General features: G+C 72.3%; 16 protein-coding genes. 10 read left to right on the top strand and 6 right to left on the bottom strand.

Annotated features, from left to right (window positions below):
* Positions 1 to 3: 3 nt before the first annotated feature.
* A complete protein-coding gene (locus IB242_RS17360) occupies positions 4 to 672 on the top strand; it encodes a DUF998 domain-containing protein (RefSeq protein ID WP_225540808.1) in 669 nt (222 codons plus the stop codon).
* A gap of 4 nt (positions 673 to 676) precedes the next feature.
* On the opposite strand, the gene zapE is transcribed toward IB242_RS17360, so the two are convergent.
* Both zapE and IB242_RS17350 read right to left on the bottom strand, forming a co-directional pair.
* Positions 677 to 1789, bottom strand: coding sequence for a cell division protein ZapE (gene zapE, locus IB242_RS17355; protein WP_192282521.1), 1113 nt, complete (start codon positions 1787 to 1789; stop codon positions 677 to 679).
* Positions 1786 to 2451 carry an alpha/beta fold hydrolase gene (locus tag IB242_RS17350; protein ID WP_192282519.1) on the bottom strand — a complete coding sequence of 222 codons (666 nt, stop codon included), beginning with the start codon at positions 2449 to 2451 and terminating at the stop codon, positions 1786 to 1788. Before IB242_RS17350 ends, zapE begins: the two co-directional genes overlap by 4 nt.
* Positions 2452 to 2596: 145 nt before the next feature.
* On the opposite strand from IB242_RS17350, the gene IB242_RS17345 reads away from it, so the two are divergent.
* Entirely contained in the window at positions 2597 to 3463 is an 867-nt protein-coding gene (locus IB242_RS17345; protein ID WP_192282517.1) for an EamA family transporter, read from the top strand.
* A 395-nt stretch (positions 3464 to 3858) separates the two neighbouring features.
* On the opposite strand, the gene IB242_RS17340 is transcribed toward IB242_RS17345, so the two are convergent.
* Positions 3859 to 5184, bottom strand: coding sequence for a GTP-binding protein (locus tag IB242_RS17340; RefSeq protein ID WP_192282515.1), 1326 nt, complete (start codon positions 5182 to 5184; stop codon positions 3859 to 3861).
* Positions 5185 to 5236: 52 nt separating this feature from the next.
* Here IB242_RS17340 and IB242_RS17335 point away from each other — a divergent pair, with 52 nt between their 5' ends.
* From IB242_RS17335 to IB242_RS17300, 8 genes are all read left to right on the top strand, one after another.
* Positions 5237 to 5641, top strand: coding sequence for a MerC domain-containing protein (locus IB242_RS17335; RefSeq protein WP_192282513.1), 405 nt, complete (start codon positions 5237 to 5239; stop codon positions 5639 to 5641).
* A gap of 283 nt (positions 5642 to 5924) precedes the next feature.
* Entirely contained in the window at positions 5925 to 6743 is an 819-nt protein-coding gene (gene queF / locus IB242_RS17330; protein WP_192282511.1) for an NADPH-dependent 7-cyano-7-deazaguanine reductase QueF, read from the top strand.
* 457 nt (positions 6744 to 7200) lie between these two features.
* The gene (locus tag IB242_RS17325) at positions 7201 to 7491 is read left to right on the top strand and encodes a LysM peptidoglycan-binding domain-containing protein (protein ID WP_192282509.1); all 291 of its coding nucleotides are present in this window, start codon (positions 7201 to 7203) and stop codon (positions 7489 to 7491) included.
* A gap of 24 nt (positions 7492 to 7515) precedes the next feature.
* On the top strand, positions 7516 to 8016 hold the full coding sequence (locus tag IB242_RS17320; RefSeq protein WP_192282507.1) for a hypothetical protein: 501 nt from the start codon (positions 7516 to 7518) through the stop codon (positions 8014 to 8016).
* 264 nt (positions 8017 to 8280) lie between these two features.
* Positions 8281 to 8781, top strand: coding sequence for a hypothetical protein (locus tag IB242_RS17315; RefSeq protein WP_192282505.1), 501 nt, complete (start codon positions 8281 to 8283; stop codon positions 8779 to 8781).
* A gap of 57 nt (positions 8782 to 8838) precedes the next feature.
* Positions 8839 to 9633: a rhomboid family intramembrane serine protease gene (locus IB242_RS17310; RefSeq protein ID WP_192282503.1), complete on the top strand. Its 795-nt coding sequence runs from the start codon at positions 8839 to 8841 to the stop codon at positions 9631 to 9633.
* A gap of 160 nt (positions 9634 to 9793) precedes the next feature.
* Positions 9794 to 10672, top strand: a complete 879-nt coding sequence (locus IB242_RS17305) for a phosphatase PAP2 family protein (RefSeq protein ID WP_192282724.1) — start codon at positions 9794 to 9796, stop codon at positions 10670 to 10672.
* A gap of 654 nt (positions 10673 to 11326) precedes the next feature.
* Positions 11327 to 12352: a TIGR00266 family protein gene (locus IB242_RS17300; RefSeq protein ID WP_192282501.1), complete on the top strand. Its 1026-nt coding sequence runs from the start codon at positions 11327 to 11329 to the stop codon at positions 12350 to 12352.
* A gap of 277 nt (positions 12353 to 12629) precedes the next feature.
* Here IB242_RS17300 and IB242_RS17295 read toward each other — a convergent pair whose 3' ends face one another.
* The 3 genes from IB242_RS17295 to IB242_RS17285 all read right to left on the bottom strand — a co-directional run bounded on the left by IB242_RS17295 (position 12630) and on the right by IB242_RS17285 (position 13917).
* Positions 12630 to 12938, bottom strand: coding sequence for a hypothetical protein (locus IB242_RS17295; protein WP_192282499.1), 309 nt, complete (start codon positions 12936 to 12938; stop codon positions 12630 to 12632).
* Between the two features lie 72 nt (positions 12939 to 13010).
* Positions 13011 to 13364 carry a GFA family protein gene (locus tag IB242_RS17290; protein WP_192282497.1) on the bottom strand — a complete coding sequence of 118 codons (354 nt, stop codon included), beginning with the start codon at positions 13362 to 13364 and terminating at the stop codon, positions 13011 to 13013.
* Positions 13365 to 13593: 229 nt separating this feature from the next.
* Positions 13594 to 13917 (bottom strand): hypothetical protein, encoded by a 324-nt coding sequence (locus IB242_RS17285; protein ID WP_192282495.1) that lies wholly within the window; start codon positions 13915 to 13917, stop codon positions 13594 to 13596.
* Between the last annotated feature and the right edge of the window lie 24 nt (positions 13918 to 13941).

The raw sequence follows: 13941 nt of genomic DNA, 5'->3' as shown, positions 1-13941 counted from the left end.
CCGATGTCCATGCTCCGCGCCGTCTCCCCCGCCCGCGCCGCCTCCTTCACGCTCGTGGCGCTGGCCTGCTTCGCGGTGGCGGGGGTCGGCGTACAGCTGCTGCGCATCGAGCACGACTGGTGGCAGGCGCCGCTGAGCTTCTATCTGTCCGGCCCGTACAGCGGCTGGCTGCGGCTGGCGTACGCGCTGCTGGGTCTGGCCATGGCTGTGCTGGCGACCAGCCTGTGGGCCGCCCTGGCCCCGGCCGCACGCCGGCAGCTGGTGTCGGTGCTGCTGCCGCTCGGCGGCCTGGCGCTGATCGCGACCGCGTACTGGCCCGGCCCCAGTCCGGGCCATCCGGTCAGCGATGCCGGCGCGCTGGTTCATGGGCTGGCGGCGATGGCGGCGTTCCTGCTGGTCGGCGCGGCGATGCTGCTGCAGTCGGCGGTGCTGCGCCACGACCCGTACTGGCGCCCGGTGGCGGCGCCGCTGCTGGCGGTGGCGGCCCTGGCGTTCGCCGGCCTGTGGCTGCATGCGCTGTGGCGCGAGCTGCCGCGCGGCGCCTCGCAGAAGGCGGTGATCGCGCTGTATCTGCTGTGGCTGTGCGGAGTGGCGCTGCGCCTGCGTTCGCTGCCGGCCACAGGCCGCGATGCAGGGCGCGACACGCGGACGACCGACGCCGCCAGCCGCTGACGCCTCAGCTGCGGTGCGGCCGCGCCAGGTACTCGGCGCTCTGCATTTCGATCAGGCGCGAGGCGGTGCGCTCGAACGCGCCGGCCAGCCGGGTGCCGGTGTACAGCAGCGGCGGTGCGTCCGCGGCGGTGCACACCAGGTTGACCTGGCGGTCGTAGGCCTCGTCGATGAAGTTGACGAAGCGACGCGCGGCGTCCTCGTTGAGCCGGTCGAAATGCGGAATGCCGCCGACCAGCACGGTGTTGAACTCGCGCGCGATCTCGATGTAGTCGCTGGTGCCGCGCGGGCCTTCGCACAGCGCGGTGAAATCGAACCAGGCGATGCTCTTGCCGCGGCCGCGCACCGGGATCTTGCGCGACTCGATCTCGATGTTGCCGGCCTGCGCGGGCTCGCCGCCGCTGAGCGCCTTCCAGCGTTCCTCCAGCCAGGCCGGCGACTGCGGATCCAGCGGCGCGCGGTAGACCGGCGACTGGGTCAGCGCGCGCAGGCGGTAGTCCTCCTGGCCGTCCGAGCGCAGCTCCACGCAGTGCTGCTGCAGCAGCGCGATCGCGGGCATGAAACTGTCGCGCTGCAGCCCGTCGCGGTACAGGTTCTCCACCGCGGTGTTGGAGGTGGTCACCAGGGTCACGCCCTCGGCGAACAGCCGCTCCAGCAGCCGCGCCAGCAGCATCGCGTCGCCGATGTCGGTGACGAAGAATTCGTCCAGCACCAGCACCCGCAGCTTCAGCTCGCCGCGCCACTCGCGCACGATCTTCGCCAGCGGATCGGACTGGCCGGCATGCGCGCGCAGCCGCTCGTGCACGCCGCGCATGAACCGGTGGAAATGAGTGCGGTACTTGCCCTCGATCGGCAGGCCGTCGAAGAACAGGTCGACCAGGAAGGTCTTGCCGCGGCCGACCTCGCCCCAGTAGTACAGGCCGCGCACCGGCTCGGGCGTCTTTTTCAGCAGCCGCCCGAGCAGGCCGCCGCCGGTGGGGGCCAGCAGCGCGGCGTGGATGCGGTCCAGCTCGGCCAGCGCCGGACGCTGCGCCGGGTCGTCGGTGATCTCGCCACTGGCGACACCGGCGTCGTAGCGCTGCGAGGGCGTGGCATCGGCGGCCAGGGCGGTCCGACTCATGCCTCCGGCAGCCACGCCTTGACCTCGTGCTGCAGCGCGCCGCGCAGGTCGATCAGCTTGCGGTGGAAGAAGTGGCTGGTGTCGTGCATCCGCACCAGCTGCGGCGGCTGCTCCAGGCCGTCGATCCAGTCGTAGACCGCCTGGGCGTCGACGATCTCGTCGGCATCGCCCTGGATCACCAGCCACGGCACCTGCGGCAGGGCGATGCCGCTGAAGTCCCAGCCGCGGCCGGACACCGGCGGCGCGATCGAGATCACTGCGTCGGCCTCCAGCTTCACCGCCGCCTGCAGACTCACATACGAGCCGAAGCTGAAACCGGCCAGCCACAGCCTGGCCTCGGGGCGATGGCGGCGTACCCAGTCGACCACGGCCTGCAGGTCGTCCTGCTCGCCGCGGCCTTCGTCGAAGCTGCCGGACGACGCGCCGACGCCGCGGAAGTTGAAACGCACGCAGGTGGCGCCGAGTTCGCGCAGGCTGCGCGCGACCATCGTGACGACCTTGTTGTGCATCGTGCCGCCCTCGGTGGGCAGCGGATGGCAGACGATGGCGACCAGCGGTCGGGCCACGTCGGTATCGGGCAGGTCGATGGCCAGCTCGAGCGGACCGGCCGGTCCGTCCAGCATCAGGCCGCCGGATTCAGTGGGGAAGGCGGGATCGTGCATGGGCGACATGATAGCCGCTGCGCCCGTGCAGCCTCCGCGATGTACCGCGCACGGCGGCGGGACGCTGCGTCGCGGCGGTGCCGCGCCCGCGGGTGCGCAGGTGGTGCATGCCTACAATGGCGCCCCCGAACGCCACCCGGTCCGCATGCATTACATCCTGCTCAGCGTCACCTGCAGCGTGCTGGTCGGCGTGCTGTTGAAGCTGGCCCCGCGCTGGCGCCTGGATGCAGGCCAGCTGGTGACCTGGAACTACCTGGCCGCAGCGACGCTGTGCCTGGGCCTGCTGCGTCCGCCGCTGGAGCCGCTGCGCTCGCCGCAGGCGCCGTGGGCCGCGCTGCTGACCCTGGCGGTGGTGCTGCCATCGCTGTTCCTGGTGCTGGCGGCGGCGGTGCGCCGGGCCGGCATCGTCCGTACCGACGTCGCCCAGCGCCTGTCGCTGCTGCTGTCGCTGCTGGCCGCGTTCGCGCTGTTCGGCGAACAGGCCTCGATGCAGAAGCTGGCCGGGCTCGCGCTGGGACTGGTCGCGGTGGCCGGCATCGTCGCCCGCCCCGATCCAGCCGCCAGCGCCACCGGACAGGCGCCCGGCGGCTGGGGGCTGCTGCTGGCGGTGTGGGCGGGCTTCGCGCTGGTCGACGTGATGCTCAAGACCATCGCCCAGGCCGGCATTCCATCGTCGGCCTCGCTGCTGACGGCGTTCTCGATCGCCTTCGTGCTGATGCTGGGCACCCAGCTGTGGCGACAGGCGCGCGGCCGCACCCGGCTGGACCTGCGCCACCTCGGCGCCGGCCTGCTGCTGGGCACGCTGAACTTCGGCAACATCGTCTTCTACGTGCGCGCCCACCAGCAGCTGCACGACAGCCCGGCAGTGGTGTTCGCGACGATGAACATCGGCGTGGTCCTGCTCGGCACCGCCGTCGGCATGCTGGCCTTCGGCGAACGCACCTCCTGGCTCAACCGCGCGGCGATCGTGCTGGCGGTGGCGGCGATCGCGGTGATCGCGACCGCGCCCTGACCATCGCGTCATGCGCGCGACGGCAGCGCGCGGGCTGAAGGCAACACCGTCATCTGCCAGCAGGCCGCAGCCGCGGGACCCACCGCACAGCCGCCGAAACCACATCCTGCGACAACCGCGCCGGCCACCGCCGCAGCGGTCCCGGGCCTGCGCCACGGCACACCGCAACCCACCATCGCACGCCCCAGCGGACGCAGCGCTGCCGGCACGGTGCCTGGCCGCACTGCTTTGCGCCATACAGGCCGGCCCGTCGCTGCTGCACGGCCTCCGCGCCGGTCCGCGTTGCCGATGGCAGCAGCCCCCCTGGCGCCCATGGAGACGGCAGCGACGGGCCTGCGCCGGTGGTCGCGCTGCCTCGCCACCACACCGCCATGACCGGCGGCGGAACGTGGCAGTCAGCGCTGCCACGTAGGAAACGGATCGGGCAGGTCGCGCCAGACCGCCGGACCGGCGGCCATCTCGTCGTCGTCCAGCAGGCAGGCGTCGAGGTGCGCGCGCAGCTGCGCCTCATCCGTACCGACGCCGATCACCGCCAGTTCCTGCCGGCGGTCGCCCCACAGCGGATGCCACAGCCGCGCCAGCGCCGCGTGCTCCTGCGCATCCCCGAGCTCAAGCGGCGAAGGCTGCGGCGCCGACCAGGCCGCCGCCTGCCAGCGCGCCGCCCCATCCCCGGACAACGCCAGAGGTGCGTGCAGGAAGGCCGCCTCCGGCAGCAGGCCGATGCGGCCTGCACGGACCCGCTCGCGTGCCGCGTACCAGAATCCGGCCGCGCTGGTCCGGGTGGCCGCACCGACGATCGCCAGCTCGCCGACCCAGTCCATCCGCGAGGCCAGCCAGAACCAGCCCTTGCTGCGGATCACGCCCTCCAGCCCGTGGTCGAGCAGCGCGGCCAGGCGCGCCGGGTGGAACGGGCGACGCGCGCGATAAGTGAAGCTGGCAATGCCGTACTCCTCGGTCTCCGGTGTGTGGATGCCCTGCAGCTCCTGCAGCCAGCCCGGTGCCAGACGCGCGCGGTCGAAGTCGAAGCGGCCGGTGTCCAGCAGCTCGGCCAGCGGCACATCGGCGCCGCGCGATTCAACGATGCGTGCATCGCGGTTGAGCCCACGCAGCACCGTCGTGGTCAGGCGCAGGCGCTCGGGATCGACCAGATCGCACTTGGCGACGACGATCACATCGGCGAACTCGACCTGCTCGATCAACAGGTCGACCAGCGCGCGTGCATCATCGGGCCCGGCCTGCAGACCACGGTCGACCAGCCGCTCGGGCGAGCCCATGCCGTCGATGAAGGTGACCGCGTCGACGACGGTGGCCATCGTGTCCAGCCGCGCCACGTCGGACAGCGAGACGCCCTGTTCGTCGCGCACGGCGAAGGTCGCGGCCACCGGCATCGGCTCGCCGATCCCGGTCGATTCGATCAGCAGGTAATCGTAACGGCCTTCGGCAGCCAGCCGCCGCACCTCCTGCAGCAGGTCGTCGCGCAGCGTGCAGCAGATGCAGCCGTTGCTGAATTCCACCAGCGTCTCGTCGGTCCTGCGCAGCGCGGCGCCACCGTCGCGGACCAGCTGGGCGTCGATGTTGATCTCGCTCATGTCGTTGACGATCACCGCCACGCGCAGACCGTCGCGGTTGCGCAGCACGTGGTTGAGCAGGGTGGTCTTGCCTGCGCCGAGAAAGCCGGAGAGCACGGTCACCGGCAGGCGTGGGTCGGACGAAACGGCCATGAGGACTCCTTTGTGTTATGTTATAACTGTAACGAGATTCCGGAGATTGTCCATGCCTGTTCCGCTGTCGCGCACGCACGCTTTCGACCACGCCGCGATCGGGTTGTCCGGGCTGTGCGTCGTGCATTGCCTGCTGCTGCCGCTGGCGGCCGCGTTCCTGCCGCTGCTGTCGGCCTGGGCCGAGGCCGAATGGGTGCACCTGCTGTTCGTGGCGATCGCCCTGCCGCTGACCGCGACCGCGCTGCGGCGCAGCCACCGCCGGCATCCGTTGCCGGCCGCAGTGGTGGCGCTGGCGACCGCAGGACTGCTGTTGCTGACGCTGGGCGCCGTGGGCTGGCCGCTGCATGCACTGGAGACACCGCTGACCGTGGCCGGCTCGCTGGCGCTGGCCGCCGCGCATCTGTGGAACCTGCGCCGGCTGCATGCCGCTCGCGGACGCCCGGTACAGCGGCTCTGACCCGGCTCCGCGGCCTGACCGGCAGCGTCGAGCCGCGCCGGTCCGCGCGACGGGTCCACCGCTGCGCCGGTCTCCGGGCGGGAGCCGCGCCCGACGCTGCCGCCTGGCATCGGCGCATCGCCGCGCCGCAGGAACGCCAGGGCGCGGTCGCGCCCGGTGCCGGCATCGCGCAGGGTGCTGCCGCACCGTCCGGGCCGCCGCCCACCCTGCGCGCTTGAACGCCGGCTGCGAGGATCGACGCATGCCGCGCCGGCGCGCCGCGCGCAGTCCGTAGAATGGCGCCATGAACACGCCCCACGATTCCAGCCTCGGGCGCGAGGTCGCCTATCCGACCCGCTACGACGCCACGCTGCTGTTTCCGATCCCGCGCGCCGGCGCGCGCGCCGAACTCGGCATCGCCGATGCCGCATTGCCCTTCGTCGGCCACGACCGCTGGCATGTCTATGAGCTGGGCTGGCTCGACGGGCGCGGCAAGCCGCAGGCCGGCACCGCCACCCTGCATGTGCCTGCCGACTCGCCGCACCTGATCGAATCCAAGTCGCTGAAGCTCTATCTGAACTCGCTCAACGGCGCCCGCTTCGACGACGCCGCATCGGTCCACACCCGCATCGCGGCGGACCTGTCGCGCTGCGCCGGCGCGCCGGTGCTGGTGACCCCGGGCCTGCCGCCGCTGGCGGAGGCGCCGGCGGCGGCGACGCTGATCGATGCGCTGGACGTGGCCATCGACCATTACGGCCCGCCGCAGGCGGCGCTGCTGCATGCCGACGCCGGCGTAATCGTGGAAGAGACCCTGGTGTCCGAGCTGCTGAAGTCCAACTGCCCGGTCACCGGCCAGCCGGACTGGGCCAGCGTACACCTGCACTACCGGGGCCCGCGGATCGACCGTGCCGCGCTGCTGCGCTACCTGGTCAGCTTCCGCGAGCATGCCGAGTTCCACGAGCAGTGCGTGGAACGGATCTTCCTCGACGTCCTCGCCCGCTGCGCGCCGCAGCGGTTGTCGGTCGAAGCCCGCTACACCCGCCGCGGCGGCCTGGACATCAATCCGTGGCGCGGTTCGCCCGGCCTGGACGCGCCGGCCCCCCTGCGCGACGAGCGGCAGTAGGCGATCGACGCCGACGCCGACGCCGACGCCGACGCCTGCAGCAGGCTGGCGCGGCAACGGCCTTCGATGCAGGCGCGGGCGGGCGATGGGCGGTGTGGCATCCACCGCCTGACGATGCGCGACCGCGTCCCTGGACCGCGACGCCGCGGGTGATCGTCGCGCACTGCCGGCAGTGACGGCGAGGTCCGCTCCAGGGTGGCGGCGACCGGGACGACGAGGTCAGACGCCATGCGCGTTGCCGGCGCTGTGGCGCCATGAGGCCTGCGGCAGGTGCGCCAACGATGCACGTGTCGCGGTTGGGGCCGCCGCACTGGTGCAACCGCACGCCACACCGGGGCGCTTTTCCGGACGGGTGATGAACGCCGGTCGCCGCTCCAATAAATGCTTCACGACCCTGCGATGGGTCGTTAACAGTCGCTGTGCGAGTTTGGCCGCGCCTTCCCGCCAGGTCCCGCACATGAGCACCGGCAAGTCCCCCGACTTCTCCAACGTCCAGGGCGGCGTCCGCAGTACCGAAGCCGAGCGCCCGGATTTTTCCAACGTCCAGGGTGGCGTGCGCTCGACCGAGGCCGGCAACGCCGACCAGATCTACACCGTGGTCAAGGGTGACAGCCTCTCCAGGATCGCCAAGCAGATCTACGGCGATGGCAATGCCTGGACCCGCATCTTCGAAGCCAACCGCGACCAGCTCGAGGATCCCGACCGGATCCAGCCCGGCCAGGTGCTGCGCATCCCGCCGGCAAGCTGACCCGACCCACAGGAGCACACGCCAATGATCCGTTCCCGTTCCGCACTGCTCGTCCTGGGCGCCTCGGTCACGCTGGCCCTGGCCGCCTGCAAGAAGCCCGAAGAAGCGCCGGCGCCGGCCCCGTCGCCCGCACTGACCGAACCGTCCACGCCGGCGGCCGCCGCGCCGATGGCTCCGGCCACCACCAGCGCGAGCGTGACCTCGGTCGACCTGGGCAATGCGGTCGGCGCCGACAACCGCGTCGCGACGCCGGCGACCACGTTCGCACCGACCGACACGATCTTCGCCTCGGTCGCCACCCGGACCAGCGAGCCGAGCGGCAGCGTGCCCGGCACGCTGTCGGCCAAGTGGACCTACCAGGATGGCCAGACCGTGCACGAGGACAGCCGCCAGCTGACCCTGACCGGCGACGGCACCACCTCGTTCCAGATCAGCAAGCCGGATGGTCTGCCGGCCGGCAAGTACAAGGTCGAGATCGCGTGGGACGGCAGCGTCGTCCAGACCCGCGAGTTCGAAGTGAAGTAAGCAGGTGCAGGTGACGTAGCAAGGGCTCTCTCTCTGTCTCTCTCCCAGCAGGGTGAGCATGTTCGGGCGCGGTGCGAACCGCGCCCGTTTTTTTGTTCCGCGCCGGCGGCGATGACACGCGCCAGGGGCAGGAGCACATCAACTGTCGCTGCACGGCAGCCGGTTCCAGCCGTATGCGCCGCTCGCTCGTTCCACCGCATCGGTGCCCGGCCGCGCTGCATCCCGGCGAGAATCCGATCTTCTCCAAGGCAGGATCGCGGGCCGATGCGCGACACATGCCCCGCCGGCATCCATCCGGCGCGACCCGTCACGCACCGCTGGCGCAGCGTCCTCGCCGCAGGTGTGCTGCTGTCCGCACTGCCGCTGCATGCGGCCGCTGACGATTGCGACGCGTCTTCCCAGGCCGATCGTCTGGACTGCCTGCAGCGGGTCGCCGAGGCCAGCGCACGCGAGCTGCTCGACGCAGCGTCCGCGCTGGCCACCGCGATCGACCGCTGGGACGAGGACGCGATGCATCGCGATCGGGCCAGGCAGCGGTTGCCGACCGACAACACGGCCTTCGCCGGCTACCGCGCCGCGCACGGCGTGCTGGCCCGGTCGCGGGGCGGCGGCGCGATCGGGACGGGCCTGGCGATGCGCCAGCCACTGCATCGCGGAGCTGAACACCCGCCACGCCACGCAACTGCGGCAGCTCGCCGCTACCCTGCCTGCCACGCCGCCATGAGCGGGTGGCGACCATCGCGCACCGGCCCGCCCGCGGGATGAAGCATCCCGGGCCACCCGGCCTTGATTCGCTTGCCTGCGGCCGCCATCCCATGATTCATGAGCGACCACACACACCAGCCCGATGAGGCAGCCGCCCCAGGCCAGGACCGGCGCCGCCTGCTGCGCGCGTTCAATCTCAGCCTGGCCTTCGTGTTCCTGCTGCTGGTGGTGTACTCGGCCCAGCCGGATTTCGATCTGCGCAGACTCAGCGTCGCGCCGCACGACACCGGCAACTGGCTCGGCCTGCTGACCGCGCCGCTGCTGCACGGCTCGTTCGAGCATCTGGCGGCCAACGCCGGCGCCCTGCTGATCCTGGGCACCTTGGCCGGCAGCGTCTATCCACGCGCCACGCTGTGGTCGCTGCCGCTGATGTGGCTGGGCTCGGGCATCGGCGCGTGGCTGCTGGGCGAGCCGGGCAGCCATCATCTGGGCGCCAGCGGCGTGACCCACGGGCTGATGTTCATGGTCGGCACGCTCGGCCTGCTGCGGCGCGACCGGTCCTCGATCGCCGCTGCGATGATCGGCTTCCTGTTCTACGGCGGCATGCTGATGACCGTGCTGCCGAACGAACCCGGCATTTCCTGGCAGTCGCATCTGGGCGGCGCGATCGGCGGCCTGGTCGCCGGCCTGCTGTTCCGGCGGCTGGATCCGATGACGCCCCGCCAGCGCTACAGCTGGGAGGACGAGGACGACGCCGACACGCTGGCGGCCGAGGAGCGCGACGAGCTCGAGCCGCCAGCGCCGCGCGAGGTCCCGGTGCTGTGGCATCGCGACGCGCAGCCGCCGACCCGGGGCGTGGTGCTGCGATTCCCGACGCAGCGTCCGCAGACCCCGCCCGAGCCGCGCGACTGAGCGGCGCACGCAGGCATCGATCGTCCGCCAGCGACCGAAGGCGGGATGCGCCGGCGGCGACAGGCAGGCATCATGCGGCGCCTGTTCCGTCGCCACCGCATCCGCTGACCTGCCAGGCAGCGCGCGGCTGGCCGCGTCCGTCCCAGGAGTCCGCACGATGATGCCCGCCCGGCCGCCCCAGGCCGCCGCCCGATCCCGCCACCGCCTCGGCGTGGCCCGCCTGGCCCTGGCGCTGGTTCTTGCCGCCGCCCTCGCCGCCTGTGCCGGTCCCGGCGACCGCCATCCGGCACCGGTGCCCGAAGTCCGTCCCGGCATCAGCGTGGGCTATCTGGACGATGCCGCCCTGCCCGACAGCCTGGCGCTGGTGCCGGCACCACCGGTCGCCGGCAGCGCGGCCCTGGCGCAGGACCACGCGGTGGCTGCCGCGGCGCTGGTCCTGCGCGGCAGCCCGCGCTGGGAGCAGGCCACCCGCGATGCCGACCTGGTGTTTCCGCAGGCGGCCGGCACCTTCGCCTGCGCGCTGGGCGTGGAGATCGACGACACCCACACGCCGCATCTGGTGCGGCTGTTGCGCCGCTCGCTGGCCGATGCCGCCCGCAGCGTGCGCGCGGCCAAGCACCAGTACCAGCGCGCGCGCCCGTTCACGGAAAACGGCGCGCCGACCTGCACGCCCGACAGCGAGACCGGCCTGCGCACCAACGGCTCCTATCCATCGGGGCACACCGCGATCGGCTGGAGCTGGGCGCTGCTGCTGGCCGAGGCCGCGCCCGAGCGCGCCGATGCCGTGCTGCTGCGCGGTCGCCAGTACGGCGAGAGCCGCCTGGTCTGCAACGTGCACTGGCAGAGCGACGTGCTGCAGGGCCGCTTCCTCGGCGCGGCGACCGTCGCCAGGCTGCATGCCGAGCCGGCATTTGCCGCCGACATGGCCGCCGCGACCGACGAGATCCGGCGCGCTCGCGCCGCCGGTCGCACGCCGACCTCGCGCGACTGCGCGACCGAAGCGTCCGCGCTGGCGCGGCCGGTGCCCGGCGCGCTGTAGCACGGCCTCGCCGCGGCCGGACGGCGGCGGAAGCCTCCACGCCCCGCCGTCGTCAACAGCGCTGCATCGCCGGCAGTGCCCGCATGGCGGGCCGCCGCCGCATCCCTGCGTCACCACGCCACGTCACGCCAAACCAAGCCAGGCACGCCCAGCCGCCGCATCCGGCCGGCCAGGCCGCAACCCTGTCGCCGGGCTGGCGCTGGTGCCGACATCCATACACGACGGTCGGCATCCGCATCGACCGGGCATGGCCCGTGCGACGCCTGCCGACGGCCCCCGCCTCCATCGATACACGTCGACGCCCGGCGTCGGCACCCACCGCGCAGGTCCGACCGACCGGAACCACTGCCGTCACACCCGCGGCGATCGGCGCGGACACGGCCACGTCGTCATGCGGGCGCGGCCCTGCATGCCCGCACTGCAGCGACGGCGCGCCTGCACGCGCTCCTGGATCGGCCCGTACCTGCCGTCGCGGCACGATGTGGCCAGCGCCTGCGCCCCGCCCCGGACCTCGCTGCATGTCCGCGCACGCGGCACGGACGGCCAGACGCAACGGACGATGACCACCGGAAGCAACAGCGACCTCCGGCGCATCCGGACGCCGTGGGCCGGCGCTAGACTCGCGCACGTTTCCCCACCGCCTTGGATGCCGCCATGACCCAGTGGTACCTGCACGACCCCGCCGACAACAGCCGCACCGGTCCGCTGGACGAGGACGCCGCGCGGGCGCAGGCGCAGCGCAGCCCTGGCCTGCTGGGCTGGCGCGAGGGCATGAGCGAATGGAAGCCGGTGCGTGGCATTGCCGAGCTGTCCGCAGCCGCGCCGGGCGCACCGCCGCACCTGCCGCCGCTGCCGGGCCAGGGCGGCCGGCGCGGAGGCAGCGACGAGGTCGATTTCCGCATCGTCGGCCACGACATGCAGTTCGTGGAGATCGAACTGGACCCGGGCGAAAGCGCGATCGCCGAGGCCGGCGCGCTGATGTACAAGGATGCCAGCGTGCAGATGGACACCGTGTTCGGCGACGGCTCGCACAGCGGCCAGGGCGGCGGCCTGATGGACAAGCTGATGTCGGCCGGCAAGCGCGTGATCACCGGCGAAAGCCTGTTCGCCACGCTGTTCACCCACACCGGCCACGGCAAGGCGAAGGTGGCCTTCGCCGCACCCTATCCGGGCACGGTGCTGGGGCTGAAGCTGGACGAGCACGGCGGCCGCCTGGTCTGCCAGAAGGACAGTTTCCTGGCCGGCGCGCGCGGCGTGCGGATCGGCGTGCACTTCCAGCGCAAGATCCTCACCGGCCTGTTCGGCGGCGAGGGCTTCATCATGCAGAAGCTCGAAGGCGACGGCTGGGTGTTCGTGCATGCCGGCGGCACCGTGGTCGAACGCGAACTGGCCGCCGGCGAGCGCATCGACGTCGACACCGGCTGCGTGGTCGCCTACCACGGCAGCGTCGACATGGACGTGCGCGCGGTGCGTGGGGTCAGGAGCATGTTCTTCGGTGGCGAAGGCGTGTTCCTGGCCACGCTGACCGGGCCCGGCAAGGTCTGGCTGCAGTCGCTGCCGTTCTCGCGCCTGGCCGGACGCATGTGGATGGCCGCACCGCAGGGCGGCGGGCAGAACCGCGGCGAAGGCTCGGTGCTGGGCGGACTGGGCCGGATCCTGGACGGCGACAACCGCTTCTGAGCAGCCCGGGCATCGGTGGCGGTGCGCCGGTCAACGGCGTGCCGCGGCCGCGCCACGGCGGCATCGCGTTGCATGTGCGCGTCCCGATCAGGTCGGAGCGCCGCCTCCCGGGTGGGCAGGCGGATCGCCGGGGCGCATCATCCCTCCGGATCGAGGCGGCCCGCCTCCCGCTGGTCGCGGCCTGTGGCGGGTCGGCCTTCCGATCCGCGCGTCGCTGTTGCCGCACCGGATCATCGGACCGCGGCGCCGGTCCTCGAAAGGCGCCACGCCGCTGCGGTCAGGGGCCTGGATCGTCGATCTCGACCGTGATCGCGCCGACGTGCGCGCCGCGGGCGATCCGGCAGTTCACCTTGACGTCGCGCTTCTCCACGCGCAGCCGCCCTTCGACGCTGAGCATGTTGCCGCGGTCGCTGTGCCTGGCCGCCCACTGGTAGGTGTTCACTCCGGCGGCGACGTAGCGCGCCTCGGCGGCCTGTCTGCACCACGACACCAGATCACCGGAGTTGGAGACGACCGGTTCGTGCAGGTGCGGGATCGCCGGCGTGACCGTGCCGGACAGCGAAAGAAGAAGTGCGACGATCGACATCGGTGCCTCCCTGGCCGGGCGGCGCGTCGCCACCCTTGCGATGCGGCGACGATAGCATCCGGACCGGGCCGCCTACAGCGCGCGCCCGTCGACGTGCTGCACCGGGATCGCATCCAGGTCGATGCCCTCGATGCAGCGCAGGTTGATCGCCGCGGTCACCTGGCCGTCGGGCGCCACGCCCTCGCCGTAGGGGTGCATGCCGCAGGTGGGGCAGAAGCGGTGGCGGATCGCGTGCCGGTTGAAGGTGTACGACGCCGCGGCGTCCTCGTCGGTCAGCAGCGTCATCCGCGCGCGCGGCACGAACCACAGCAGCGAACCCTTGCGGCTGCAGATCGAACAGTTGCAGGCCAGGGCGCCGTCGATCTCGCCACTGACCTGGAAGGCGACGCGGCCGCAATGGCAGCTTCCCCGATAGGTGGTGCTCATCCGGATGCGTCCTGTGCTGGGCGGGGTCTGGATGGTAGCGGACGCGGCCGCGACGCAGCCATGCCGTCGGGCAGCGGTTTCGACCGCATGAGGGAAGTCACCGGACGGCACGCGTTCCACGTCCGCGGCGACGATGGCAGCGCACCGATCCGTCGGCGAGGCGTTGCACGGCGGGACCGGACGATCCGGTCACGACGGTGACGGCCCACGCGTCCGGCTGCACGCCGGCTCAGTCGCCGCCACCCCCATCGCCGCCACCGCAACCACCACCGGTATCGGACGAAACGCCGCATGCACCGCCGTCGTCGGCCGGCAGCACCGCGTACGGCATGCCCGCGCCATCGCCCGCGTCGGCCGGCGATGGCCGGCCTGTGCCGTCCTGCGAGGCGGTGAACACCAGGCAGAGCACGGCGCCGATCGCCGGCAGCAGCCAGATCACCGCCAGCTGCAGCCTGCGCTGCAACGGCGTCGCCAGCGGCGTGCGCAGCACCGCGCGGCTGGCCATCAGGTTCAGTCCGATCGGCACCAGCGCCAGCAGCCACCATGGGTTCATTCAGCACGTCCTCGCATTGCGCAG

This window comes from Xanthomonas sp. XNM01 (genome assembly GCF_014851915.1).
In the GTDB taxonomy this organism is placed as follows: Bacteria; Pseudomonadota; Gammaproteobacteria; order Xanthomonadales; family Xanthomonadaceae; genus Pseudoxanthomonas.
Note: the sequence above shows the minus strand (reverse complement) of the source record. Positions and strands in the feature narration are given on the sequence as shown.

What these genes read in the sequence shown, in the direction of transcription:
- IB242_RS17360 (WP_225540808.1), top strand. Translation starts at nt 4, where the DNA reads ATGTCCATGCTCCGCGCCGTCTCCCCCGCCCGCGCCGCCTCCTTCACG.
- zapE (WP_192282521.1), bottom strand. Translation starts at nt 1,789, where the DNA reads ATGAGTCGGACCGCCCTGGCCGCCGATGCCACGCCCTCGCAGCGCTAC.
- IB242_RS17350 (WP_192282519.1), bottom strand. Translation starts at nt 2,451, where the DNA reads ATGCACGATCCCGCCTTCCCCACTGAATCCGGCGGCCTGATGCTGGAC.
- IB242_RS17345 (WP_192282517.1), top strand. Translation starts at nt 2,597, where the DNA reads ATGCATTACATCCTGCTCAGCGTCACCTGCAGCGTGCTGGTCGGCGTG.
- IB242_RS17340 (WP_192282515.1), bottom strand. Translation starts at nt 5,184, where the DNA reads ATGGCCGTTTCGTCCGACCCACGCCTGCCGGTGACCGTGCTCTCCGGC.
- IB242_RS17335 (WP_192282513.1), top strand. Translation starts at nt 5,237, where the DNA reads ATGCCTGTTCCGCTGTCGCGCACGCACGCTTTCGACCACGCCGCGATC.
- queF (WP_192282511.1), top strand. Translation starts at nt 5,925, where the DNA reads ATGAACACGCCCCACGATTCCAGCCTCGGGCGCGAGGTCGCCTATCCG.
- IB242_RS17325 (WP_192282509.1), top strand. Translation starts at nt 7,201, where the DNA reads ATGAGCACCGGCAAGTCCCCCGACTTCTCCAACGTCCAGGGCGGCGTC.
- IB242_RS17320 (WP_192282507.1), top strand. Translation starts at nt 7,516, where the DNA reads ATGATCCGTTCCCGTTCCGCACTGCTCGTCCTGGGCGCCTCGGTCACG.
- IB242_RS17315 (WP_192282505.1), top strand. Translation starts at nt 8,281, where the DNA reads ATGCGCGACACATGCCCCGCCGGCATCCATCCGGCGCGACCCGTCACG.
- IB242_RS17310 (WP_192282503.1), top strand. Translation starts at nt 8,839, where the DNA reads ATGAGCGACCACACACACCAGCCCGATGAGGCAGCCGCCCCAGGCCAG.
- IB242_RS17305 (WP_192282724.1), top strand. Translation starts at nt 9,794, where the DNA reads ATGCCCGCCCGGCCGCCCCAGGCCGCCGCCCGATCCCGCCACCGCCTC.
- IB242_RS17300 (WP_192282501.1), top strand. Translation starts at nt 11,327, where the DNA reads ATGACCCAGTGGTACCTGCACGACCCCGCCGACAACAGCCGCACCGGT.
- IB242_RS17295 (WP_192282499.1), bottom strand. Translation starts at nt 12,938, where the DNA reads ATGTCGATCGTCGCACTTCTTCTTTCGCTGTCCGGCACGGTCACGCCG.
- IB242_RS17290 (WP_192282497.1), bottom strand. Translation starts at nt 13,364, where the DNA reads ATGAGCACCACCTATCGGGGAAGCTGCCATTGCGGCCGCGTCGCCTTC.
- IB242_RS17285 (WP_192282495.1), bottom strand. Translation starts at nt 13,917, where the DNA reads ATGAACCCATGGTGGCTGCTGGCGCTGGTGCCGATCGGACTGAACCTG.